The 20,750-nt window shown below is 67.6% G+C and carries 22 protein-coding genes; 9 read left to right on the forward strand and 13 right to left on the reverse strand.

Annotated elements, in window-relative coordinates; genetic code table 11:
* Positions 1-49: 49 nt before the first annotated feature.
* Together K5K93_RS15840 and K5K93_RS15845 are read right to left on the reverse strand one after the other, a co-directional pair.
* Entirely contained in the window at positions 50-619 is a 570-nt protein-coding gene (locus K5K93_RS15840; RefSeq protein WP_025878669.1) for a M23 family metallopeptidase, read from the reverse strand.
* Positions 620-662: 43 nt separating this feature from the next.
* The gene (locus K5K93_RS15845; protein ID WP_093818005.1) at positions 663-1,136 is read right to left on the reverse strand and encodes an Lrp/AsnC family transcriptional regulator; all 474 of its coding nucleotides are present in this window, start codon (positions 1,134-1,136) and stop codon (positions 663-665) included.
* Between the two features lie 72 nt (positions 1,137-1,208).
* Here K5K93_RS15845 and K5K93_RS15850 point away from each other — a divergent pair, with 72 nt between their 5' ends.
* Positions 1,209-2,084, forward strand: coding sequence for an EamA family transporter (locus tag K5K93_RS15850; protein ID WP_025878667.1), 876 nt, complete (start codon positions 1,209-1,211; stop codon positions 2,082-2,084).
* Between the two features lie 281 nt (positions 2,085-2,365).
* On the opposite strand, the gene K5K93_RS15855 is transcribed toward K5K93_RS15850, so the two are convergent.
* From K5K93_RS15855 to K5K93_RS15870, 4 genes are all read right to left on the reverse strand, one after another.
* Positions 2,366-3,103, reverse strand: coding sequence for an endonuclease/exonuclease/phosphatase family protein (locus K5K93_RS15855; protein WP_025878666.1), 738 nt, complete (start codon positions 3,101-3,103; stop codon positions 2,366-2,368).
* 52 nt (positions 3,104-3,155) lie between these two features.
* On the reverse strand, positions 3,156-3,971 hold the full coding sequence (locus K5K93_RS15860) for a thiol:disulfide interchange protein DsbA/DsbL (protein ID WP_222388380.1): 816 nt from the start codon (positions 3,969-3,971) through the stop codon (positions 3,156-3,158).
* Positions 3,972-4,077: 106 nt separating this feature from the next.
* Positions 4,078-4,728 (reverse strand): thiol:disulfide interchange protein DsbA/DsbL, encoded by a 651-nt coding sequence (locus K5K93_RS15865; RefSeq protein WP_093818001.1) that lies wholly within the window; start codon positions 4,726-4,728, stop codon positions 4,078-4,080.
* A gap of 106 nt (positions 4,729-4,834) precedes the next feature.
* Complete coding sequence (locus K5K93_RS15870) at positions 4,835-5,632, reverse strand: c-type cytochrome (protein ID WP_025878663.1); 798 nt, start codon at positions 5,630-5,632, stop codon at positions 4,835-4,837.
* A 155-nt stretch (positions 5,633-5,787) separates the two neighbouring features.
* Here K5K93_RS15870 and yihA point away from each other — a divergent pair, with 155 nt between their 5' ends.
* The gene (yihA, locus tag K5K93_RS15875) at positions 5,788-6,390 is read left to right on the forward strand and encodes a ribosome biogenesis GTP-binding protein YihA/YsxC (protein ID WP_025878662.1); all 603 of its coding nucleotides are present in this window, start codon (positions 5,788-5,790) and stop codon (positions 6,388-6,390) included.
* Between the two features lie 84 nt (positions 6,391-6,474).
* On the opposite strand, the gene K5K93_RS15880 is transcribed toward yihA, so the two are convergent.
* From K5K93_RS15880 to K5K93_RS15890, 3 genes are all read right to left on the reverse strand, one after another.
* A complete protein-coding gene (locus K5K93_RS15880) occupies positions 6,475-7,449 on the reverse strand; it encodes an MBL fold metallo-hydrolase (RefSeq protein ID WP_222388381.1) in 975 nt (324 codons plus the stop codon).
* Between the two features lie 658 nt (positions 7,450-8,107).
* Positions 8,108-8,932 (reverse strand): helix-turn-helix transcriptional regulator, encoded by an 825-nt coding sequence (locus K5K93_RS15885; RefSeq protein ID WP_093817999.1) that lies wholly within the window; start codon positions 8,930-8,932, stop codon positions 8,108-8,110.
* Complete coding sequence (locus K5K93_RS15890; protein ID WP_222388382.1) at positions 8,929-9,633, reverse strand: VIT family protein; 705 nt, start codon at positions 9,631-9,633, stop codon at positions 8,929-8,931. The genes K5K93_RS15885 and K5K93_RS15890 overlap by 4 nt, the downstream gene beginning before the upstream one ends.
* A gap of 152 nt (positions 9,634-9,785) precedes the next feature.
* Here K5K93_RS15890 and K5K93_RS15895 point away from each other — a divergent pair, with 152 nt between their 5' ends.
* Positions 9,786-11,150 (forward strand): glutamate--cysteine ligase, encoded by a 1,365-nt coding sequence (locus tag K5K93_RS15895; protein WP_222388383.1) that lies wholly within the window; start codon positions 9,786-9,788, stop codon positions 11,148-11,150.
* A 117-nt stretch (positions 11,151-11,267) separates the two neighbouring features.
* Here the strand turns inward: K5K93_RS15895 and K5K93_RS15900 are convergent, their stop codons facing one another.
* A complete protein-coding gene (locus K5K93_RS15900) occupies positions 11,268-12,320 on the reverse strand; it encodes an NAD(P)-dependent alcohol dehydrogenase (protein WP_093817996.1) in 1,053 nt (350 codons plus the stop codon).
* Between the two features lie 107 nt (positions 12,321-12,427).
* On the opposite strand from K5K93_RS15900, the gene K5K93_RS15905 reads away from it, so the two are divergent.
* Positions 12,428-13,312 carry a LysR family transcriptional regulator gene (locus K5K93_RS15905; protein ID WP_025874084.1) on the forward strand — a complete coding sequence of 295 codons (885 nt, stop codon included), beginning with the start codon at positions 12,428-12,430 and terminating at the stop codon, positions 13,310-13,312.
* Between the two features lie 99 nt (positions 13,313-13,411).
* On the opposite strand, the gene K5K93_RS15910 is transcribed toward K5K93_RS15905, so the two are convergent.
* A complete protein-coding gene (locus tag K5K93_RS15910) occupies positions 13,412-13,828 on the reverse strand; it encodes a VOC family protein (protein ID WP_093817995.1) in 417 nt (138 codons plus the stop codon).
* A gap of 108 nt (positions 13,829-13,936) precedes the next feature.
* Positions 13,937-15,040: an alkene reductase gene (locus tag K5K93_RS15915; RefSeq protein ID WP_222388384.1), complete on the reverse strand. Its 1,104-nt coding sequence runs from the start codon at positions 15,038-15,040 to the stop codon at positions 13,937-13,939.
* A 131-nt stretch (positions 15,041-15,171) separates the two neighbouring features.
* On the opposite strand from K5K93_RS15915, the gene K5K93_RS15920 reads away from it, so the two are divergent.
* The 5 genes from K5K93_RS15920 to K5K93_RS15940 all read left to right on the forward strand — a co-directional run bounded on the left by K5K93_RS15920 (position 15,172) and on the right by K5K93_RS15940 (position 20,097).
* Positions 15,172-16,080 carry a LysR family transcriptional regulator gene (locus K5K93_RS15920; protein ID WP_093817993.1) on the forward strand — a complete coding sequence of 303 codons (909 nt, stop codon included), beginning with the start codon at positions 15,172-15,174 and terminating at the stop codon, positions 16,078-16,080.
* 56 nt (positions 16,081-16,136) lie between these two features.
* Positions 16,137-16,412: a formaldehyde-responsive transcriptional repressor FrmR gene (frmR, locus tag K5K93_RS15925; protein ID WP_005411009.1), complete on the forward strand. Its 276-nt coding sequence runs from the start codon at positions 16,137-16,139 to the stop codon at positions 16,410-16,412.
* Positions 16,413-16,475: 63 nt separating this feature from the next.
* On the forward strand, positions 16,476-17,585 hold the full coding sequence (locus tag K5K93_RS15930) for an S-(hydroxymethyl)glutathione dehydrogenase/class III alcohol dehydrogenase (RefSeq protein ID WP_093817992.1): 1,110 nt from the start codon (positions 16,476-16,478) through the stop codon (positions 17,583-17,585).
* A 50-nt stretch (positions 17,586-17,635) separates the two neighbouring features.
* The gene (fghA, locus tag K5K93_RS15935) at positions 17,636-18,466 is read left to right on the forward strand and encodes an S-formylglutathione hydrolase (protein WP_222388385.1); all 831 of its coding nucleotides are present in this window, start codon (positions 17,636-17,638) and stop codon (positions 18,464-18,466) included.
* 185 nt (positions 18,467-18,651) lie between these two features.
* A complete protein-coding gene (locus K5K93_RS15940; protein ID WP_093817990.1) occupies positions 18,652-20,097 on the forward strand; it encodes a GGDEF domain-containing protein in 1,446 nt (481 codons plus the stop codon).
* Positions 20,098-20,226: 129 nt separating this feature from the next.
* Here the strand turns inward: K5K93_RS15940 and K5K93_RS15945 are convergent, their stop codons facing one another.
* A complete protein-coding gene (locus tag K5K93_RS15945) occupies positions 20,227-20,625 on the reverse strand; it encodes a hypothetical protein (protein WP_222388386.1) in 399 nt (132 codons plus the stop codon).
* Positions 20,626-20,750: the final 125 nt, after the last annotated feature.

Here is a 20,750-nt window from a genome sequence, read left to right on the forward strand (position 1 = left end):
ACAAATCATGAGCAAGCGCATGCGGCCTTGAGGCTCGGCTCGGTTGCCGTCAGCGGGTGCCCTGCGGTTGCAGCAGCGGCAGCGGGTCCCGCGCGCCGTCGGCGCCGTAGATGCCCCAATGCAGATGGGGCGGCGTGCCCTTGGCGTTGCCGCTGTCGCCGACATGGCCGAGCAGGTCGCCGGGTTGCACGACCTGGCCGCGTGCCAGGCCATCGGCCCAGTCTTCCAGGTGCGCGTAGTAATAGCGCTCGCGTCCCGGCCCGATCACCCAGACCTGGCGGCCACCGAGTCCGCTGTCGCGGATGTCGGCGACAACGCCGGGGGTAGCGCTGCGCACCGGCGTGCCGCGCTTGCCGAAGATGTCGATACCCGCGTGCGTGCGGTCGCGCCCGCGCGGTGCGCCGAAGGTATCGGCGATCTGCCGGGGCCGCACGCCGTCCACCGGCACTGGCAGTTGCGTGGCCGGTGGCATGCGCGAGAGTGTCCACAGCATCTTCGGTGCGGCAGCCCACGGGCTGTTCCAGAAGGCCATCGCCGCGATGACCAGGATCAGCAGGACGGCGCCACGCAGCAACCAGCGGCGCAGGCGTCTGGCGTTGGAGGGGGAAGCGGTGTTCATGCGTCACCAGTGTAGGAGCAGGACAGGCTCGACGGCATCTGCGTCATGTCAGCGGCACGTCGAACCCGCGCTTCAACGTGCCCAGCACCACCGACGTGCGGAAGCGCTCGATGTTGTCATCACCGCCGAACAAGCGCTCGGTGATCGCCTCGTATTCCTCCATCGATGCCGCCGAGAGCAGCAGCAGGAAATCGCCGTCGCCGGTGATCGCGTAACACTGCTGCACGGCAGGGTCGTCCTGCACGCGGCGGCGGAACGGGGCGACCTTCCCGCGCTGTTCGCTGACCACGCGCACCTCGACGATGATGGTCAATGGCCGGCCGATTTTCGCAGCGTCGATCACCGCCACGTTGGCGGCGATCACCCCGCTGTCCTGCAGGCGCCTGATCCGCCGCTGCACCGCCGGCGTGGACAGGTGCACGGCTTCGGCGATCTGCCGCTGCGGCAGGGTGTTGTCCTGCTGCAGGAGGGCGAGGATGGCGCGGTCGAAGCTGTCCAGCACGGGGGTGGTGGCCATGGTGAGCAGAAGTTGCGCGGACGGGCCGTCAATTGAGCCAAGTGCTCGCCGCCGACGCAATAGACTGGCGGCATGCAGACGTCTCGAATCGCGCCGATGTTGCCGGCGCTGGCGGTGCTCGGCTCGGTCACCGCACTGGCCATTGGTACCTCCTACGCCAAGCAGCTGTTTCCGTTGATCGGCGCGCAGGGCACCAGTGCGCTGCGCGTGGGCTTTTCGGCGCTGTTGCTGCTGCTGTTCTGGCGGCCATGGCGCTGGAAGACCAGCCGCGTGGATGCGGTCACCATCCTGCGCTACGGCCTCACCCTGGGCCTGATGAACCTGTTGTTCTACATGGCCTTGCGCACGATCCCGTTCGGCATCGCGGTGGCCATCGAATTCACCGGCCCGTTGACGGTGGCGATGCTGTCGTCGCGGCGGCCGATCGATTTCCTGTGGGTGGGTTGCGCGGCAGTCGGGCTGCTGTTGCTGCTGCCGATCGGTGGCGGCCCGGCACTGGACCCGGTGGGCGTGCTGTACGCCATGGGGGCGGCAGCGTGCTGGGGCCTGTACATCGTGTTCGGCAAGCGCGCCGGCCACCTGCACGCCGGGCATTCGGTGTCGCTGGGGCTGCTGGCCGCGTCGCTGGTGGTGGTGCCGGTGGGCGTGGTGCATGCCGGCGCGGCGTTGCTGGAGCCGAAGATCCTGCTGGCCGGGCTGGTGGTGGCGCTGGTGTCCAGCGCGATCCCGATGTCACTGGAAATGATGGCGCTCAAGCGACTGCCCAAGGAGACCTTCGGCATCCTGATCAGCATGGAACCGGCGGTGGCCGCGCTGTGGGCGATGCTGCTGCTGCATGAGCACCTGCATGGCCTGCAGTGGCTGGCCATCGGCTGCACGGTACTGGCCTCGGTGGGCAGCACGATGACCGCACGGCGGTTGAAGGTGCCGGTGGCGCAGGCGGGGTAGCGCCGGGCCATGCCCGGCGGAGAGCGTGCGGACCAACGGTCCGCACCCACCAGGGAAGCCTGCCAACGGTCCGCGCCCACCAGGGAAGCCTGCCAACGGTCCGCACCCACCAGGGAAGCCTGCCAACGGTCCGCACCCACCAGGGCAGCGTGCCAACGGTCCGCACCCACCAGGGCAGCGTGCCAACGGTCCGCACCCACCAGGGCAGCGTGCCAACCAGGGTTGGCCCCTACCAGGGTCGGTAGCGCCGGGCCATGCCCGGCGAGCGTAGCGGCAGCGCGTCAGCGCAGGGCGTCGGCCGGGACGTCGATTGCCATGGCCAGGGCAAGATGGTCGGAGAACGCAGCGGGCACCGCTTCCACGGTGCGGGTCTGCAGGCCGCTGCTGACCAGGATGTGGTCGATGGCGCGGTCGGGGCGCCAGCTGGGGAAGGTCGGCACGATGCAGCCGGGCGGCTGCAGCCGGGTCTTCTGGTACAGCACCTGCATTTCCGGACGTTCGGCCAGGCAGTTGAAGTCGCCCATCAGCACCGCATTGGGATGGTCGGACAACAGCTCGGCAATGAAGCCGAGCTGGGCCATCCGCGAACCGGCGCCCAAGGACAGATGCGCTACCGCAACGGCCAGGCCATCGCGGCCATCGCCGAACTTGGCCAGCAGCACGCCGCGCCCGCCGATACGGCCGGGCAGGGCGTGGTCCTGCACTTCCACCGGTTCCAGCTTGCTCAGCAGGCCGTTGGCGCTGGAGGCGACGCCACCCATGCGCCGGTTCGGCTGGTGGCTCCAGTAATTGAAGCCGGCGCGTTGGGCCAGGTAATGGGTCTGGTTGGTGAAGCCCGAGCGCAGGCTGCCCGGGTCGGCCTCCTGCAGGCCGACGATGTCATGACCGCGCGCCAAAGTGGCAATCGCGTCAAGGCTGCTGCGCTTGCGACCCGCCGGCAGCGCATGTGACCAGCTGCGGGTCACATAGTCGCTGTAGCGGCGGGTGCTCGAGCCGGCCTGGATGTTGGCCGTCAGCAAGCGCAGGGTCCGTGTTGTGGGGGAAGTCACGGCCGGGAAAACGTCTCTTTGATCAGTGAGCCTGGGCCGCACCGCGTTCGCGGGCGATCAGGTGGTCGGCAATGCGCAGCATGTCCGGGAAGCTCTTGCCCTTCACCAGGTACTTGCCGTTGACGATGATCGACGGGGTGCCGCTGATCTGGCTGCGCTGGGCGAACTGCTTGGCCGAGTTGGTCTTGGCATTGACCGCGAAGCTGCCCATGGTGGCGGCGAACTGCTTCGGATCCACGCCGTAGGCACCATAGAACTTGGCGATGTCATCGACCGAATCAGCACCGCGCTCGCCCTTCAGGGTCTTCTGCGAGTGGATGGCCGAGTACAGCGCTTCGTGGGTCTTCTCCTGCACGCCCAGGGTCTGTGCGGCGTAGAAGGCACGGGCGTAGTTGTCCCAGGTGCCGCCGAACATGGCCGGCACGTAGACGAAGTTCACATCGCTCGGCAGGCCAGCCTTCCACGGGCCGACCAGCGGCTGGAACGCAGCGCAGGCCGGGCAGACGTAACCGAAGATCTCGACCACTTCGACCTTGCCGGCGGCCGGCTGGAACGGCTGGCCGTTCGGGATCAGCTGGTAGTCGGCGCCTTCCACCGGGGCCGGGCCGGTCAGCGCGGCGGTGGTCGGGGCAGGCGCAGCGCTGGCAGCGGTCTTGTCACCTTCGGCAGCCGGTGCAGCGGCTTCGGCGCCTGCGGCCGGCGCGGCCGGTTCGGTGCTGGCCGGGGTCGCTGCCGGTTCTGCCGGGGCGGAGGTGTTGGTGGTGCCATCGTCGGCCTTGCAGGCCGCCAGGATCGGCAGCAGCGCTGCGAGGGCGAGGGCGGCGAAACGGGTCTTCATGGAAGCGTCTCCAGCATCTGGAAAGGTGGGGCCGGCGTCAGGCGCCGGCCAGAGGGAAATGATGACATGCGGCGGCGACAGCGCCGTGTCGATGGTGTGTGTTGGTTCAGCGGCCGCGGGCGGCGCGGGCCTGGGCGATCAGCGCCGAGGCGATGCGCAGCTGGTCGTCGAAGCTCTTGCCACGGACCAGGTACTGGCCGTTGATGATGATGGCCGGGGTTCCCGGCACCTGGGTGCGCTGGGCGAAGGCACGGGCGGCATCGACCTTCTTCTGTACCGCCTCGCCGCGCAGGGCCTGCGTGTAGCGCTCCGGGGTCACGCCGTAGGCCTTGTAAAAGCTGGCGAGCTCATCGGCCGAGACGTTCTGCATCGGCAGCGTGCCGTCATCGTGCAGGGCCTTGAACACAGCGGCGTGGCTGCGCTTGGCCACGCCCACTTCGTCGGCGGCGTAGTAGGCCAGTGCCCAGGCATCCCAGGCACCGCCGAAGGCGGCCGGGACCGGGGTGAAGCGCACGTCGGCCGGCAGCTTGGCGGCCCAGGCGGCCAGCTGCGGTTCGAAATGGGCGCAGTGCGGGCAGGTGTAGCCGAACACCTCGACGACCTCGATCTTGCCGGCCAGCGGCTGGAACGGGCCAGGCTGGGCGATGCGCTCGTAGTCTTTGCCTTCGACCAGCGGGGCGTTGGCGGGGGTGGCGGCGCAGGCCGCCAACGGCAGCAGCACCAGCAGGGACAGCAGAAGGCGGGGAATCAACCTCATCGACACGCATCTCCGTTGAAAATGACAACGCCGGCGCAGCCGCCGGCGTGAAGGAAACATACCGCAGCGACGGGCCGTCGTGGCGACCGGCGCCGACCAGTGGCGGTCAGGGGGCGGCAGCCGGTCGCGTCGAAGCGCCTTCGGCGGCGAGATCGTCGGCCTTGTTGTGCAGGCCCTGCAGGTAGCTGGAAAGGGCCTGCACCTCCTGCTCGGTCAGCTTCTGCGCCACCGTGGCCATGATCTGGAAGTGCGCCTTGTCGGTCTCGTTGGTCTGCCCGGCCTGGTACTCCTGCAGGCGCCGGGCGACATAGCTGGCGTGCTGGCCGCCGATGTGCGGGTAGGCCGGGCCGGGGTTGCCGGCGCCGCTGGGGCCGTGACAGGCCATGCAGGCCGGCAGCCCGCGCTGGGCATCGCCGCCGCGGTAAAGCTGCTGGCCGATCTGGTAGAACTTCATGCCCTTGTACGGGCCCTCGGCCACCGGCGTGTCGTCGGCGATGCCGGCGTTGGCCTTCTGGGTGGCGAAGAACGCGCCGATATCGCGCATGTCCTGCGGGGTGAGGTTCTGCACGAAGGGCACCATCGCCACGGCGGCGCCGGAACTGCGCTGGCCATTGGCGATCAGGGCCATCTGCTGGGCGACGTAGCGTTCGCTCTGGCCGGCGATGCTGGGATACATCTCCACCGTGGAATTGCCATCGGCACCATGGCAGGCGGCACACGCGGTGGCCTTGGTCTGGCCGGCCTTGGCGTCGCCCCAGGTGGTCTTGCTGAAATCCACCTCGAGCGAGGCGGTCTTGATCGGGCCGTTGTCGGGCAGCGGGGTCAGCGTGGTCTGCGCAAAGGCAGCAGCGGCAACAACGGCAGTAGCAAGGGCGGATACGGCAAGAACGCGAGCGTGGCGCATGCTGAAGCTCCGTATGGACCGGCCGGGCGGCGGCGGCCGGCATCGCCCGGATTATCAACGCCGTTTCCTTGCACGGTCAACGCAGCAGTGCAGCATTTTCCCGCGGGAAGGCCCCGGGCCGGGCGCGCGGCGCCGCAACATGCGATCCTATGCGCATGTCATTGCTCATCGAACGCGCCCAATACCACCTCTCTGCCCACAACATGGGGCAGCTGCCGCCCGATGAAGGTTCTGAAGTGGCCTTTGCAGGTCGCTCCAACGCCGGCAAGTCCAGCGCGCTCAATGCGCTGACCCGCCAGAACAGCCTGGCCCGGGTCTCCAAGACGCCTGGCCGGACCCAGCAGCTGGTGTTCTTCCAGGTTACCCCGGACGCCCATCTGGTCGATCTGCCCGGTTACGGCTACGCCAAGGTGCCGCTGGACCTGCAGGCGCACTGGCAGGCCTTCATCGACCGCTACTTCCGCACCCGCGAGGCCTTGAAGGGGCTGGTGGTAGTGATGGACATCCGCCATCCGCTGAAGGACTACGACCGGCAGATGCTGGCCTATGCCGTGCAGCGTGGCCTGCCGGCGCATGCGCTGCTGACCAAGGCCGACAAGCTGAGCCGCAGCCAGCAGATGCAGACCCTGCAGAAGGTACGCAAGGAACTGCATTCGTCGTTCGGCGATACGGTGAGTGTGCAGGTGTTCTCCGGCTCGGCCCGTACCGGCGTGGATGAAGCCCGCGGCATCATCGGCGGCTGGCTGGGGCTGGAATAAGGCGCTTGCCGGGCATGGCCCGGCGCTACCCTGATGTTTTCCGTCACCGCCATCCGGTAGCGCCGGGCCATGCCCGGCGGCACATCATTTCAGTGGCGAATATTCCGCCGGTACCCATGCATAGGCCTTGCCTTCGCTGCGCACGTGCCCCAGGCCGGGGAAGGGCAGGTGCGCGCCAGCAACCCACCAGCCCTTGGCGGTGGCTTCCTGCAACAGGCTGCGACGGCTGGCCGTAGCCGCCTTGCGATCCGAATCGGCCTCGAATGCCGCTTCCGGGTGTGCGAACTGCACCGCATGGAAATGCAGCACATCGCCCCACACCAGCAGTGACTGGCCTTGGCCGTCGAAGCGGTAGGACACATGCCCCGGCGTGTGGCCGTGGGTATCCATCGCCACCGCGTGCCCCGGCAGGGCGTCGCCAGGCTGGAAGGTGTGCAGGCGACCGGCGGCCTGGTACGGCGCGATCGCGTTGCGTGCCAGCGCGAAGGCAAAGCGCACGCCCTGCGGTGCCGTGGCTTCGCTGACCGGGTCGAGCCAGTAGCGGGCATCGGCCTTGGACAGCCACACCGTCGCATTCGGATAGGCCGGCTTGCCCTGTGCATCGAGGATCCCGCACAGATGATCGGGATGGGCATGGGTCAGCAGCACCTCATCGATCTCGGCCGGGTCTACGCCGGCCGCACGCAGGTTGCCCAGCACCTGGCCCTGGTCAGGGCCGAAGCACTGCGCGGTGCCGGCATCGACCAGGGTCAGGTGCTTGCCCTGGCGCACCAGGAAGGCGTTGATCGCGGTCTGCAGGCCTTTCTTGTCTTCGGGCACATAGCGGCCTTCGAGCAGGCGGCTGACCAGCGTTGGCGGCACGTCGACCACTTCCTGCCGGCCGAGCGCAACCACGCCGTCGAACAGGGCCGTGACCTGCAGCGCACCGATGCGCTGGTGTTGCACGCCCGGCACCTGCTGGGTGGGGGCGGGCGAGGTGGCCTCGGCCAGCGCGGCCAGCGGCAGGGAGGACAGGGCCAGCAGGAGGGCGGCGTGCAATGGCAGATGACGCAGGGTCATGGCGGTTCTTCTCGGTGAGTGATGGGCAGGCCCGTTGCGCACAGCGTGCCGTGTTGCGCGTGCGTGCGGCGCTCAAAGCACTGCGCGGAATGCTCAATGGGGGGTATCGGCAGGGCTGCGCCCTGCACCCGCAGAGGCAACGGCCGAAGCAGCAGCAGAAGCTGGTTTCCTGTGGGAGGCGGGGTGGGTCCGGTTGCGGGGGACGCCGTGAATACGTCCCTGTAGGCTTGGCCGCGGCATCCATGCCGCGGACACCCCCGCAACCGGACCCACCCCGCCTTCGACAGGTTTCTGCGATCTGTCGGGATGGCATGGCCTGCTTTTGGTGGGTGTCGACCTTGGTCGACACGTAGATCCACGCCATGCGTGGATGCTCTTCGAATTCAATTCGGAATCATCGAAATGAATCGAATGGAAGGGGAGAAAATCATCCACGCATGGCGTGGATCTACTGGCCACCGGAATCTGTCAGAGGTGGGGCGGTGTCGGAGTGCGGGGTGTCAGCCGCATGGATGCGGCTGCCAAGCCTACAGGGACGTACTTGCGGCGTCCCCGCACTCCGACACCGCGCCGCCATCCCACGGAATGCACGCTGTTGCTGTTGCTTCGGCTGTTGCCGTTGCCTCTGCGGGTGCAGGGCGCAGCCCTGCCGAACAACCTAGATATCTGTGGGAGCCAGCCCGTACTGCTCGGCGAAGCGCTTGCTGAAACTCGCTGCGGAACGATACCCCGCGCGCGCTGCCACGGTCTTCAACGGCAGATCGGTGGTGTACAGCAGCTGCATGCCATGGGCCAGGCGCGCTTCGGTCAGCAGCTGGCGCAGGCTGGTGGCTTCGGCGGCCAACCGCCGCCGCAGGGTCGCGCCACTCAGTGCGAAGTGCGCTTCAACGTCGCGCGACTGCCAGTCGCGGGCCGGTTCGGCGGCGATGCGGTCGCGGATCTGCTCGCCCAGCGTCGGTGCGTGCGGCAACAGCAGGTTGCCGTGGCCCTGCCGGCACCACGCCAGCACCAGCGTGGCCAGTGCCAACCGCGCTTCGCTGTAGTGGCCGTCCTGCAACGACTGCCGCCAGCTGCGCAGCACCGTGGCGTGATCGCCCAGCGCCTGCCGGGCCAGCGCCGCTCCGGCCGTTGGCAAGGCCTCGCTCCACAGCGTGCGCGCCGCCGCCAGGACTTCCGTGCACAGCGGCACGATCGCGCTGAGGTAGCGGCCGGTCTGCGGGTCCGGTGTGTTGACCACGTCGATGCGGCAGCGCTGGGTGATCAGCAGGATGTCACCGGGCACGAAGGTCAGCGACTGGTGGGCGGTACGTACCTGCTTGCGGCCTTCCAGCAGGATGGCGAACTGTGGCTGCGGAATCTCCACCGAAACGGCACCGTGCTCGCGGCGGGCGGTGATGCAGGCATAGCCTTCAGCGCGTTGGCAGCCGGCCAGGCTGGCCATCTCCGCCAGTAATGCCATCGCGGTGGGGGGCATGCCGGTCATACGACGTGCGCGCCCAGCAGGCGGCCGACACCCGCTGCGGCGGCCATCGCCAGTGCACCCCAGAACATTACGCGCAGGGCGCCGCGCGTGGAGGATGCGCCACCGGCGCGTGCCGCCATCGCGCCGGTCAGGCACAGGCCGGCCAGCGTGCTGACCGTGGTGGCCGTGGCGACGTTCTGTACCGGCGTCAGCAGTGCGGTCAGCACCGGCAGCGCGGCGCCACAGGTGAAGGCGGCGGCCGACGCCAATGCGGCCTGCAACGGCCGCGCGCGCAGTTCCTCGGTGATGCCCAGTTCGTCGCGCGCGTGGGCACCCAGCGCGTCGTGGGCGGTCAGCTGTTCGGCAACCTGGCGCGCCAACGCCGGCTCCAGCCCGCGATGGCGGTAGATCGCGGTCAGTTCGTCCAGTTCGCTGTGCGGGTCTTCGTGCAGCTCGCGCTTCTCCATCGCCAGATCGGCATTTTCGGTATCGGCCTGGGTCTGTACCGACACATATTCGCCGGCGGCCATGGACATCGCGCCGGCCACGGTGCCGGCCACGCCGGTGGCCAGGATCGTGCTGGCCGAGGCGCCGCTGGCGGCCACGCCGACCACCAGGCCGGCGACCGAGACGATGCCATCGTTGGCGCCCAGTACAGCGGCCCGCAGCCAGCCGACGCGATCGGCACGGTGCAGCTCGGGATGTCGTGAATGGCGGCTCATGGCCCTGAGTGTACGAGGGTCAAGAGGGTGTCGGTAGGATGCTGAAACCCGTCATCGTCGCATGACGTAACGAGCCGCCACGCTATAGTGCGCCCTTGCGATGCAAGGCTCCCAGCCCCACATCCCCTGCCACCGTCCAGCGAGCCACCCCCTTGTCGAGCCCCAGCCACGTCGCCGATACGCCCATTACCGACCGCTCGCAACTGGTGGCGGAGATCGCCTCCGGCGAGAAGCCCCGTTCGCAGTGGCGCATCGGTACCGAGCACGAGAAGTTCGGGTTCCGCCTGGATGACCTGCGTCCGCCGACCTTCGATGGCGAGCGCGGCATCGAGGCCCTGCTCAACGGCCTGGTCCGCTTCGGCTGGAAGCCGGTGCAGGAGAACGGCAACACCATCGCCCTGCTGCGTGATGGCGCTTCGGTGACCCTGGAGCCGGCGGGCCAGCTGGAGCTGTCCGGTGCGGCGCTGGAAACCATTCACCAGACCTGCGTGGAAACCGGCACCCACCTCAATGAAGTGGCGCAGGTGGCCGGCGAACTGCAGCTGGGTTTCCTCGGCGTGGGCTTCCAGCCGAAGTGGGCGCGCGATGAAATGCCGTGGATGCCCAAGGGCCGCTACAGGATCATGCGCTCGTACATGCCCAAGGTCGGTTCGCTCGGCCTGGACATGATGACCCGCACCTGCACCGTGCAGGTGAACCTGGATTACGCCAGCGAAGCGGACATGGTGAAGAAGTTCCGTGTGTCGTTGGCGCTGCAGCCGATCGCCACCGCACTGTTCGCCGACTCGCCGTTCACCGAAGGCAAGCCGAACGGCTACCTCAGCTATCGCTCGCACATCTGGACCGATACCGATGCCGACCGTACCGGCATGCTCGACTTCGTGTTCGAGGACGGCTTCGGTTACGAGCGCTATGTCGACTACCTGCTCGATGTGCCGATGTATTTCTCCTACCGCGATGGCATCTACCACGATGCCAGCGGGCAGAGCTTCCGCGACTTCATGCAGGGCAAGCTGCCGGTGCTGCCGGGCCAGCTGCCGACCCTGCGCGACTGGTCGGACCACACCACGACCGCGTTCCCGGAAGTGCGGTTGAAGAAGTACCTGGAAATGCGCGGTGCCGATGGTGGCCCGTGGAGCCGCCTGTGTGCGCTGCCGGCCTTCTGGGTGGGCCTGCTGTACGACGACACGGCGCTGGATGCGGCGTGGGATCTGGTGCGTGACTTCAGCCTGGCCGAGCGCCATGCGCTGCGTGATGGCGTGCCCAAGCACGCGATGGGCCTGCCGTTCCGCGGTGGCACCGTGCGCGACCTCGCCCGCGAGGCGGTGAAGATTTCGGTGGATGGGCTCAAGCGCCGTGCGGCGCGCAATGCCGATGGCCAGGATGAAAGCAAGTTCCTGGACGTGCTGCAGGAAATCGTCGAGTCCGGCCTGACCCCAGCCGAGCGCAAGCTGGCGCTGTTCCATGGCCGCTGGCACGGTGACGTGGATCCGGTGTTCCGCGAGTTCGCGTACTGAAAATACGCCCGGCGCTACCCGCCACGAATCCGGTGGCGCCGGGCCATGCCCGGCGGGTGGCGTACGCAAAAAAAACCCCGGCAATGCCGGGGTTTCTTCATTCCATCAGCGCAGCGATCAGGCCTTGATGGTGGCCATGTCGATCACGAAGCGGTAGCGCACATCGTTCCTGGCCATGCGCTCCCAGGCTTCGTTGACGTTCTTGATGTCGATCATCTCCACGTCGCTGACGATGCCGTGCTCGGCGCAGAAGTCCATCATCTCCTGGGTTTCGGCCATGCCGCCGATCGCCGAGCCGGTCAGGTTCCTGCGACCGAAGATCACGCTGCCACCGGTCAACGGCGGGTCCAGTTCGGTCAGCACACCGACCAGGCACATGGTCGCTTCGCGCTTGAGCAGGCCCATGTACGGGTTGGTGTCATGGCTGACCGGGATGGTGTTGAGCAGGAAGTCGAAGCTGCCGGCGTGTGCCTTCATCTGCTCGGCGTCGCGCGAAACCAGCACTTCGTCAGCGCCCAGGCGCTTGGCATCGGCACCCTTTTCCGGGGTGGTGGTGATCATCACCACGTGCGCGCCGAGCGCCTTGGCGAACTTCACGCCCATGTGGCCGAGGCCACCCAGACCGATCACGCCGACCTTCTGGCCCGGGCCGACCTTCCAGTGGCGCAGCGGCGACCAGGTGGTGATGCCGGCGCACAGCAGCGGCGCGGCTGCCTTCAGGTCCAGCGTTTCGGACACCTTGACCACGAAGCGCTGCTCGACCACCACGTGGTCGGAATAGCCGCCGTAGGTCGGTGCGCCGCTTTCACGCTCGCGGCCGTTGTAGGTCCAGGTCGCACCTTCGGCGCAGTACTGCTCCAGGTCGTGCTGGCAGGCATCGCAATGGCGGCAGGAATCGACCATGCAGCCGACACCGGCGTGGTCGCCGACCTTGAAGCGGGTGACCTCGCTGCCGACTTCGGTGACCCGGCCGATGATCTCGTGGCCCGGCACCATCGGGTAGATCGAGCCACCCCAGTCGTCGCGGGCCTGGTGCAGGTCGGAATGGCAGATGCCGCTGTACAGGATCTCGATGCGCACATCGTTCGGGCCAACCGCGCGGCGCTCGAATTCGAAGGGCACCAGCGGGTCGGTATGGGTGTGGGCGGCGTAACCACGGGCGAGGGACATGGGGAATCCTTGGCAGGGTTTGTCGAAAGGCGTTTTACAATACGCCCCGTACCCCAGGGTAAGAAGCGGATATATCGGCATGATTCATCAAGGCAGACTGCATAATCATGGCCACTGACAACCTGACCCACCTGGCCGCCTTCGCTGCGGTCGCGCGCCACCGCAGCTTCCGCCGCGCCGGTGCCGAACTGGCCCTGTCGACCTCGGCGGTGAGCTATGCGATCCGCGCGCTGGAGGAACGGCTGGGGGTGGGCCTGTTCCACCGTACCACCCGCAGCGTGGCCCTCACCGAGGCCGGGCAGCGCCTGCTGGAGCGCCTGCAGCCGGCGCTGGGGCAGGTGCACGATGCGCTGGAGGAAATGAACCACTTCCGCGCGGTGCCGGCCGGCCTGCTGCGGATCAATGCGACGCGGGCGGCGGTGGCGACCCAGTTGGGGCCGCGGCTGGCGCGGTTCCTGCACGCGCATCCGGACGTACGGGTGGAGCTGACCGAGAACGATGGCCTGGTCGATATCGTTGCCGAGGGCTACGACGCTGGCGTGCGCCTGCACGAGTTCGTGCCCGAGGACATGGTGGCGGTGCCGATGGGGCCGCCGCTGCGCGGCTTGATTGTCGGTTCACCGGAGTACCTGCGGCGCCGGCCGGCCCCACAGCATCCGCGCGACCTGGCCGCGCACGAGTGCGTACGTTTCCGTTTCGCCAGCGGCCATCTGTACAAGTGGCAGTTCGAGCGCGATGGCCAGACCCTTGAGATCGACGTACCGGGTCGGCTGACGCTGTGCGAGCAGGGCACCGTGGTTGGCGCAGTGCTCGATGGCATCGGTCTGGCCTATGTGCTGGAAGACACCGCGCGGCCGTATCTGGACGACGGCCGCCTGGTGGCGGTGCTGGAAGACTGGAGCGAGCCCTTCGCCGGGTTTGCGCTGTATTACCCGAAGCAGCGGCAGATGCCCGGTGCGCTGCGTGCGTTCGTGGACATGCTGCGCGAGTGAATCGCGGTGAGTGATGCGGTGCCGACCAACGATCGGCACCCGCCCGCGTCGGTAGATCCACGCCATGCGTGGATTGCTGCCCGCTACGCAGCCACCAGTTCATTCGACCAGCGCGTCATACCCTGCATCGCTGAACTGGATCAGGCAGAAGCCATGGCCGAACGGATCGGACAGCACGGCGATCGTTCCCCAGCGGCGTTCGCGGATGGGACGTTCGAGTGCGGCTCCGGCCGCAACCGCGCGGGCAAGCGCCGCGTCGATGTCAGTGACCACCCAGTCCAGATGCACGGGCGTCCAGTGGCGCTCGTAATCGCGGACATCGCCATCCTCGGTCGCTGCGCTGCCGGCATCGTTCTGCAGCAGGTACAGCGGCGTGGGGGCGCCGAGCAGTTCCAGCGCACCGGGGCCAAGGCGGCGGCCGCTGCGCAGGCCAAAGGCCCGGGTGTAGAAGGCTTCGGCGGCGGTGATGTCAGGGACGTCGAGGTTGACGATGAAGGAGGCGGCGGAGGCGTTCATGGGGCAGGACCGAGGTCGGGCCGGGCCACGATGCGCTCATGGCCCGGCAGGATCAAGGCGCGGCACACCGGCGGTGGCCGGTGCAGCGCACCCACGCGTGGCGTGGATCTACGGGGCCGGCGGGTAGTCGAGGTAGCCCTCGCTGCCGCCGCCGTAATAAGTGCTGCGGTCGGGGATGGCCAGCAGGACATCGCGCTGCAGGCGCTCGACCAGATCCGGGTTGGCGATGAATGGTTGGCCGAAGGCGGCCAGATCGATGCTGCCTTCCTCGACCAGCCGCAGGGCGCGTTCGCGGGTCATGCCGCCGGCCAGGATCACCGTGCCGCCGTAGGCCTGCTTGAAGGCCTTGAGGAAGGCTTCGCCGATCGCCGGTGCGCCATGCAGGTAGTTGTCGTTCAGATGCACATAGGCCAGCCCGCGCTTGCCCAGTTCCTCGGCCAGGTACAGATAGCTGGCTTCGTTTTCCGCATAGGCGGGCATATCGAAGACCTGGCTGTTGGGCGCAAGGCGCACGCCGATGCGGTGCGCGCCGATGCGCGCGGCCATCGCATCCACGGTGTCCAGGATCAGCCGCGCGCGGTTGCGCAGCGAACCGCCGTACACGTCCTGACGGTCATTGGTGACCGGGTTGAGGAACTGCTCGAACAGATAGCCGTTTGCCGCATGCAGTTCGATGCCATCGAAGCCGGCGGCGATCGCGTTGTCAGCACCCTGCACGAAGTCGGCGACGATGCCCGGCACTTCTTCCGTGCTGAGTGCACGCGGCGGTGTCGGATCGGCATGGCCACGGCTGCCGTCGTCCAGGTACACGAACGAGGTGTTCTTCGGATCGCTCGCCACCGGCCGCGTGCCAGCGCTCACCGGCTGGCCGCCGTCGGGCTGCAGCGAGCTGTGTGACATGCGGCCGACGTGCCACAGCTGCGCGAACATCGCGCCCTGCGCAGCGTGTACGGCGTCGGTGACGAGCTTCCAACCGCCGACCTGTTCGGCCGACCAGATGCCCGGCACGTCGATGTAGCCCTGGCCCTGCGGTGAGACCGGGGTGCCTTCACTGATGATCAGGCCGGCACTGGCGCGCTGCCGGTAGTACTGCGCGGTCAGTGCATTGGCGACGGCGCCGGGGTTGCGGGCGCGGGTCATCGGCGCCATCGCGATGCGGTTGTGCAGGGGCAGTCCAGCGAGGTCGAAGGGGCGGAACAGGGCGGCAGTCATGTCAGTCATCTCGGAGCGGGGGAGAGCGCCAACGGCGCGACAGCACCATGATGGAGTTGACATGCGGGCATATAAAGGCAGTAGATTTCCCGTCAGGCGGGACAATCTGTCCCCAATAAGCGAGCCTGCCGATGCTTCCCGTTGAATCCCTGAATGGCTTGGCGACTTTCGTCACCACGGCGCGCTCGGCCACCTTCACCGAAGCCGCCGACGCGCTGGGCATCTCCCGCTCGGCGGTCGGCAAGGCCATCGCCCGGCTGGAAACGCGGCTGGGCGTGCGCCTGTTCCATCGCACCACCCGGCGCATCGCGCTGACCACCGACGGCGAGGCGTACTACGCCTCCTGTGCCGCGGCCCTGGATGAAATCGCGGCGGCCGAAGCCTGCCTGGGCTCGGCTGCGCATCTGCCGAGCGGCCGCCTGCGCATCGACATGCCGTCCTCGTTCGGGCGGCTGGTGGTGCTGCCGGTACTGCTGCGCATGTGCAATGAACACCCGGACCTGCAGTTGACGATGACCTTCACCGATCACTTCGTTGACCCGGTGGAAGAGGGCATCGACCTGCTGATCCGCTTTGGCGGCCTGCATCACGCCGAGCACCTGGTCGCGCGCAAGCTGGCCAGCCAGCGCCTGGTGACCTGCGCGTCGCCGGCCTACCTGCAGGCCTATGGGGTGCCGCAGACGCTGGACGAACTGCGCGACCATCGCAGCGTGGTCGGCTTCCGTCATGGCCAGTCGGTGGCGTGGCGGATCGGCAGCGAGGGCACCAACGGCAGCTTCATCCCCAGTGCCACGCACCAGCTCAATGATGGCGATGCGGTGATCGAGGGGGCGATCGCCGGGTTGGGGATCTGCCAGATGCCGATGTCACTGGTGCGCCATCACCTGGAATCCGGTGCGTTGCAGACGGTGCTGGACCACTGCACGCAGCACCATGTGGACATCCATGCGCTGTGGCCACAGACGCGGCATCTGCGGCCGAAGGTGCGTTATGTGGTGGAAGAGCTGACCCGGCTGGCCGCAGAAGGGGCCTTTGATTGAGGTCCGGATCGGCTTCTGTATACTATCCCCCAGTATAGTTCCGAGACCGGCCCACGATGCCGCACTCTCCCGAAGAGAAAAAGAAGGTTCTGGCCCGTGTGCGCCGCATCCGCGGCCAGTGCGATGCGCTGGACCGCGCGCTGGAAGCCGGCGCCGACTGCGGGCCGGTGCTGCAGCAGATCGCCGCCATCCGTGGCGCGGTCAACGGCCTGATGTCCGAAGTGATGGAAGCGCACCTGCGCGAGGAGTTCGGCCAGCCCGCCGCCTCCGATGAACAACGCGCCGAACGCGTGCGCGACATGAGCGCGTTGATCCGCTCGTACCTGAAATGAACGACGGCGCGACACCGCGCCGCGCATCCTGTTTTCCGCAAGCCCTTTCTGGAGAGTGCCATCATGAAATCCCGTGCCGCCGTCGCCTTTGGTCCCGGCCAGCCGCTGCAGATCGTCGAGATCGACGTCGCCCCGCCGAAGGCGGGCGAAGTGCTGGTCAAGATCACCCACACCGGCGTCTGCCACACCGATGCGTTCACCCTGTCCGGCGATGATCCGGAAGGCCTGTTCCCGGTGGTGCTGGGCCATGAAGGCGCCGGCATCGTGGTGGAGGTGGGCGAGGGCGTGACCAGCGTCAAGCCGGGTGACCACGTCATTCCGCTGTACACCGCCGAATGTGGTGAGTGCCTGTTCTGCAAGAGCGGCAAGACCAACCTGTGCGTGTCGGTGCGTGCCACCCAGGGCAAGGGCGTGATGCCCGATGGCACCAGCCGCTTCAGCTACAACGGCGAGCCGATCTACCACTACATGGGCTGCTCGACCTTCAGCGAATACACCGTCGTTGCCGAGGTGTCGCTGGCGAAGATCAACCCGGAAGCGAACCCGGAGCATGTCTGCCTGCTCGGCTGCGGCGTGACCACCGGCATCGGCGCGGTGCACAACACCGCCAAGGTGCAGGAAGGCGACAGCGTGGCCGTGTTCGGCCTGGGCGGCATCGGCCTTGCGGTCATCCAGGGTGCGCGCCAGGCCAAGGCCGGGCGCATCATCGCGGTGGACACCAACCCGTCCAAGTTCGAGCTGGCCCGCGAATTCGGCGCCACCGACTGCATCAACCCGAAGGACTTCGACAAGCCGATCCAGCAGGTGATCGTGGAGATGACCACCTGGGGCGTGGACCACAGCTTCGAGTGCATCGGCAACGTCAACGTGATGCGTGCGGCGCTGGAATGCGCCCACCGTGGCTGGGGCCAGAGCGTGGTGATCGGCGTGGCCGGTTCGGGCCAGGAAATCTCCACCCGTCCGTTCCAGCTGGTCACCGGCCGCAAGTGGATGGGCACCGCGTTTGGTGGCGTGAAGGGCCGCAGCCAGCTGCCGGGCATGGTCGAAGACGCGATGAAGGGAGAGATCGAGCTGGCCCCGTTCGTCACCCACACCATGGACCTGGACAAGATCAACGAAGCCTTCGACCTGATGCATGAAGGCAAGTCGATCCGTTCGGTCGTCCACTACTGAGCCGCGCCGGGCGGCAGGCGCTTGCCTGCCGTCCCTCGGGAGGAAACCTCATGGAACGTATCGAACACCGTGCCTGTGCCGGCGGCTGGCAGGACGTCTACCGCCATCATTCCACCACGCTGGGCTGCGACATGCAGTTCGCCGTGTACCTGCCGCCGCAGGCCGAAACCCGGAAGCTGCCGGTGCTGTACTGGCTGAGCGGGCTGACCTGCACCGAGCAGAACTTCATCACCAAGGCCGGCGCGCAACGCTATGCGGCCGAGCACGGCGTGATCATCGTCGCCCCGGACACCAGTCCGCGTGGCGATGACGTGGCCGATGCCGAGGGCTATGACCTGGGCAAGGGCGCGGGTTTCTATCTCAACGCCACACAGCAGCCGTGGGCCAAGCACTACCGCATGCACGACTACGTCGCTCACGAGCTGCCGGCGTTGATCGAGGCGGGTTTCCCGGCAACCGACGCACGAGGCATCAGTGGCCACTCGATGGGCGGCCATGGCGCGCTGGTGATCGCGCTGCGCAACCCGGGCCGTTACCGCAGCGTGTCGGCGTTCTCGCCGATCGTGGCACCCAGCCACGTGCCGTGGGGGCAGAAGGCATTCGCCGCCTACCTCGGTGACAACCCGGCCGACTGGGCGCAGTGGGATGCCTGCGAACTGGTGGCCCACGCTGGCGAGCGCCTGCCGCTGCTGGTTGATCAGGGCGAGGGGGATGAGTTCCTGCACACCCAGCTGCAGCCGCAGCGCCTGCAGCAGGCCTGCGAAGCTGCCGGTCATCCGCTGAACCTGCGCCTGCAGCCCGGCTACGACCACAGCTATTACTTCATCGCCAGCTTCATCGGCGAACACATCGCCCACCACGCCCGCGCGCTGTACGCCTGACGTTTTGCGGGTAGTGCCGGCCGCTGGCCGGCAACCTGCAGACCCGTGATTCCCTGGAGTTGCCGGCCAGCGGCCGGCACGACCAGCGCATGTGCCCGGAGTGTCGTTTTGTCGCAGTGGATCACGCCGCTGTGGCGTGCCGGCACGCTATCTTGCCGCCATACGGCCTTGCGCATGGGGGATGCATGCTGGTTGTGCTGGCGCTGATGTTCCTGATCTGCCATGGCGTGGTCGTGGCGTTCTGGCCGGGTGCGGCCGGTGAGGGATCGTTCGTGTTCCTGACCGTGGCCCCCCTGCTGGCGGCTGCGGCCTGCCTGTGGCGTGGCCAGCGCGACCGTGCTGCCCTGGGCTGGCGTGCCACTGCAGTGGCGCTGCTGCTCTGGGCCGGTGGCATGGCCTTCAACATGGCAGACGCACTGGGCGCCGGACGGGCCGACATCACCCCGCGCGCCAGCCTGCTGCTGTATGTGCTGTACGGTGTGCCGCTGGTGTTCATCCTGGCCCGCGCCCGTCGCGAACGCTGGACCATCAGCCTGATCGACGGCGTGATGGCCGCCCTGCTGGGTGTGTTGTTCTTCGTGCATACCCAGTCCTTCGCCGACCGCATCGATATCGACGACCAGGCGATGGCGCACATGCAGCGCATGTTCGACATCCAGAACCTGTGCATCGCCGGTTTCGCGGTGGTGCGCTGGGTCGCCGGCGATGCGCCTGAACGGCGCAGCTTCTACCGCGCGCTGGCGCTGTATGCGCTGTCCTATCTGCTGGTTGCGTTCTACATCAATCACTACACCGCCGAGCAGTCGTTCGGCGCCTACAACGATCTGCTGATCGACCTGCCGTTCCTGCTGATGGCGCTGATGGCCCTGCGCCAGGCACCTGCACCGGGCTTCGTGCTGCATCCCCGCCTGCTGCGATTGGTGCAGGCCGGTGGACCGATCATCCTGCCCTTGTTGCTGCTGGTGGTCGGTACCCTGGTGGTGGACCACGCGCGGCCGTTGGCGCTGACCGGGTTCGTGGTGGCAACGCTGGGCTTCAGCCTGCGCAGCACGTTGCTGCAGCTCGACCTGCTGGAGCGGCAGGCAGGCCTGGATCAGCTGGCACGGCAGGATGGCCTGACCGGCGTAGCCAATCGCCGCCAGTTCGATACGCTGCTGCTGGCCGAATGGAACCGGGCGCGTCGCAGCGGCAGCGAACTGGGATTGCTGCTGGTGGACATCGACCATTTCAAGGCATTCAACGACGAGCACGGTCATCCTGCCGGCGACCGCTGCCTGCAGGCGGTGGCCGCGGTGCTGCAGGCCACCGCCGGGCGCGCGGCCGACAGCGTGGCGCGCTATGGCGGTGAGGAATTCGCGGTGATCGTGCCCGGCAGCCCGCTGTCGGGTGTGTTGGCGCTGGCCGAGCGCCTGCGCGAGGCGGTGGAAGCGCTGCCGCTGCCGGAAGGCCGGGTCAGCATCAGCGTGGGCGTGGGTTACCTGCATCCGCCGGCGCTGGCTACCGCCGAACAGTTGCTGGCCGATGCCGATGCCGGCCTGTACGCGGCCAAGCGTGCGGGCCGCAACCAGGTGATCCTGCACGCACACGTGCTGGACGACGACGGGGGTGCGCACGACACGCTGGACTGTTGAGCATGGCTGCGCGACTGCCACGGCAGGAACGTGCGTGGTTGATCGGGGCTGGCGCGATCGCCCGGTCGGATCCAGCAGGCGCAGGCGTTGCCGGCCAGCGGCCGGCACTACCCTGGCCGGCAGCCCGGGTCAGGCCGCCGGCTTTTCGCGCTTGCGGAACAGCAGATAGGGCCAGATACCGATCAACACCGCTGCGATGACCGTGCCGTAGACCAGCGCGAACACTGACTTGCCAGGCTCGGTCCAGACCATGCCCAGCAGAAGCAGGCCGAACACGATGGTCGGCCCGCCCAGCAGGATCATGGCGAAGGTCTTTATGCGTCCACTGGTGGGCGCATTGGCGAGCTTGCCGACCATGTCTGTACCACCGAAATGCACCTGCAGTGCATCGTTGGTGGATCGGGCGGGCTGCGGTTTTGCAGGTTCCGGCGGTGCCACCGGCTGCTGGAGATCCATTTCCCGAGGCACCGGCGGCAGCAGGTCCGACAGGTTGGTCTGCTCGATGAGCGCTTTCAGCTTGGGGTCCATGTGCAATCCATGCGGTCACCGTTGGCGGCGGCACGATACCAGCACACTCAGACGCCGGGTAGTGCCGGCCGCTGGCCGGCAGCTCGGCAAACTGAAGCCGGTAGTGGCCAACCTTGGTTGGCAGC

The organism is Stenotrophomonas sp. DR822, from assembly GCF_019793815.1.
GTDB lineage: Bacteria > Pseudomonadota > Gammaproteobacteria > Xanthomonadales > Xanthomonadaceae > Stenotrophomonas > Stenotrophomonas indicatrix.

What these genes read in the sequence shown, in the direction of transcription:
- K5K93_RS15920 (WP_093817993.1), top strand. Translation starts at nt 15,172, where the DNA reads ATGCTTCCCGTTGAATCCCTGAATGGCTTGGCGACTTTCGTCACCACG.
- fghA (WP_222388385.1), top strand. Translation starts at nt 17,636, where the DNA reads ATGGAACGTATCGAACACCGTGCCTGTGCCGGCGGCTGGCAGGACGTC.
- frmR (WP_005411009.1), top strand. Translation starts at nt 16,137, where the DNA reads ATGCCGCACTCTCCCGAAGAGAAAAAGAAGGTTCTGGCCCGTGTGCGC.
- K5K93_RS15865 (WP_093818001.1), bottom strand. Translation starts at nt 4,728, where the DNA reads ATGAGGTTGATTCCCCGCCTTCTGCTGTCCCTGCTGGTGCTGCTGCCG.
- K5K93_RS15900 (WP_093817996.1), bottom strand. Translation starts at nt 12,320, where the DNA reads ATGTCCCTCGCCCGTGGTTACGCCGCCCACACCCATACCGACCCGCTG.
- K5K93_RS15905 (WP_025874084.1), top strand. Translation starts at nt 12,428, where the DNA reads ATGGCCACTGACAACCTGACCCACCTGGCCGCCTTCGCTGCGGTCGCG.
- K5K93_RS15890 (WP_222388382.1), bottom strand. Translation starts at nt 9,633, where the DNA reads ATGAGCCGCCATTCACGACATCCCGAGCTGCACCGTGCCGATCGCGTC.
- K5K93_RS15930 (WP_093817992.1), top strand. Translation starts at nt 16,476, where the DNA reads ATGAAATCCCGTGCCGCCGTCGCCTTTGGTCCCGGCCAGCCGCTGCAG.
- K5K93_RS15860 (WP_222388380.1), bottom strand. Translation starts at nt 3,971, where the DNA reads ATGAAGACCCGTTTCGCCGCCCTCGCCCTCGCAGCGCTGCTGCCGATC.
- yihA (WP_025878662.1), top strand. Translation starts at nt 5,788, where the DNA reads ATGTCATTGCTCATCGAACGCGCCCAATACCACCTCTCTGCCCACAAC.
- K5K93_RS15880 (WP_222388381.1), bottom strand. Translation starts at nt 7,449, where the DNA reads ATGACCCTGCGTCATCTGCCATTGCACGCCGCCCTCCTGCTGGCCCTG.
- K5K93_RS15870 (WP_025878663.1), bottom strand. Translation starts at nt 5,632, where the DNA reads ATGCGCCACGCTCGCGTTCTTGCCGTATCCGCCCTTGCTACTGCCGTT.
- K5K93_RS15945 (WP_222388386.1), bottom strand. Translation starts at nt 20,625, where the DNA reads ATGGACCCCAAGCTGAAAGCGCTCATCGAGCAGACCAACCTGTCGGAC.
- K5K93_RS15845 (WP_093818005.1), bottom strand. Translation starts at nt 1,136, where the DNA reads ATGGCCACCACCCCCGTGCTGGACAGCTTCGACCGCGCCATCCTCGCC.
- K5K93_RS15915 (WP_222388384.1), bottom strand. Translation starts at nt 15,040, where the DNA reads ATGACTGCCGCCCTGTTCCGCCCCTTCGACCTCGCTGGACTGCCCCTG.
- K5K93_RS15840 (WP_025878669.1), bottom strand. Translation starts at nt 619, where the DNA reads ATGAACACCGCTTCCCCCTCCAACGCCAGACGCCTGCGCCGCTGGTTG.
- K5K93_RS15885 (WP_093817999.1), bottom strand. Translation starts at nt 8,932, where the DNA reads ATGACCGGCATGCCCCCCACCGCGATGGCATTACTGGCGGAGATGGCC.
- K5K93_RS15910 (WP_093817995.1), bottom strand. Translation starts at nt 13,828, where the DNA reads ATGAACGCCTCCGCCGCCTCCTTCATCGTCAACCTCGACGTCCCTGAC.
- K5K93_RS15850 (WP_025878667.1), top strand. Translation starts at nt 1,209, where the DNA reads ATGCAGACGTCTCGAATCGCGCCGATGTTGCCGGCGCTGGCGGTGCTC.
- K5K93_RS15940 (WP_093817990.1), top strand. Translation starts at nt 18,652, where the DNA reads ATGCTGGTTGTGCTGGCGCTGATGTTCCTGATCTGCCATGGCGTGGTC.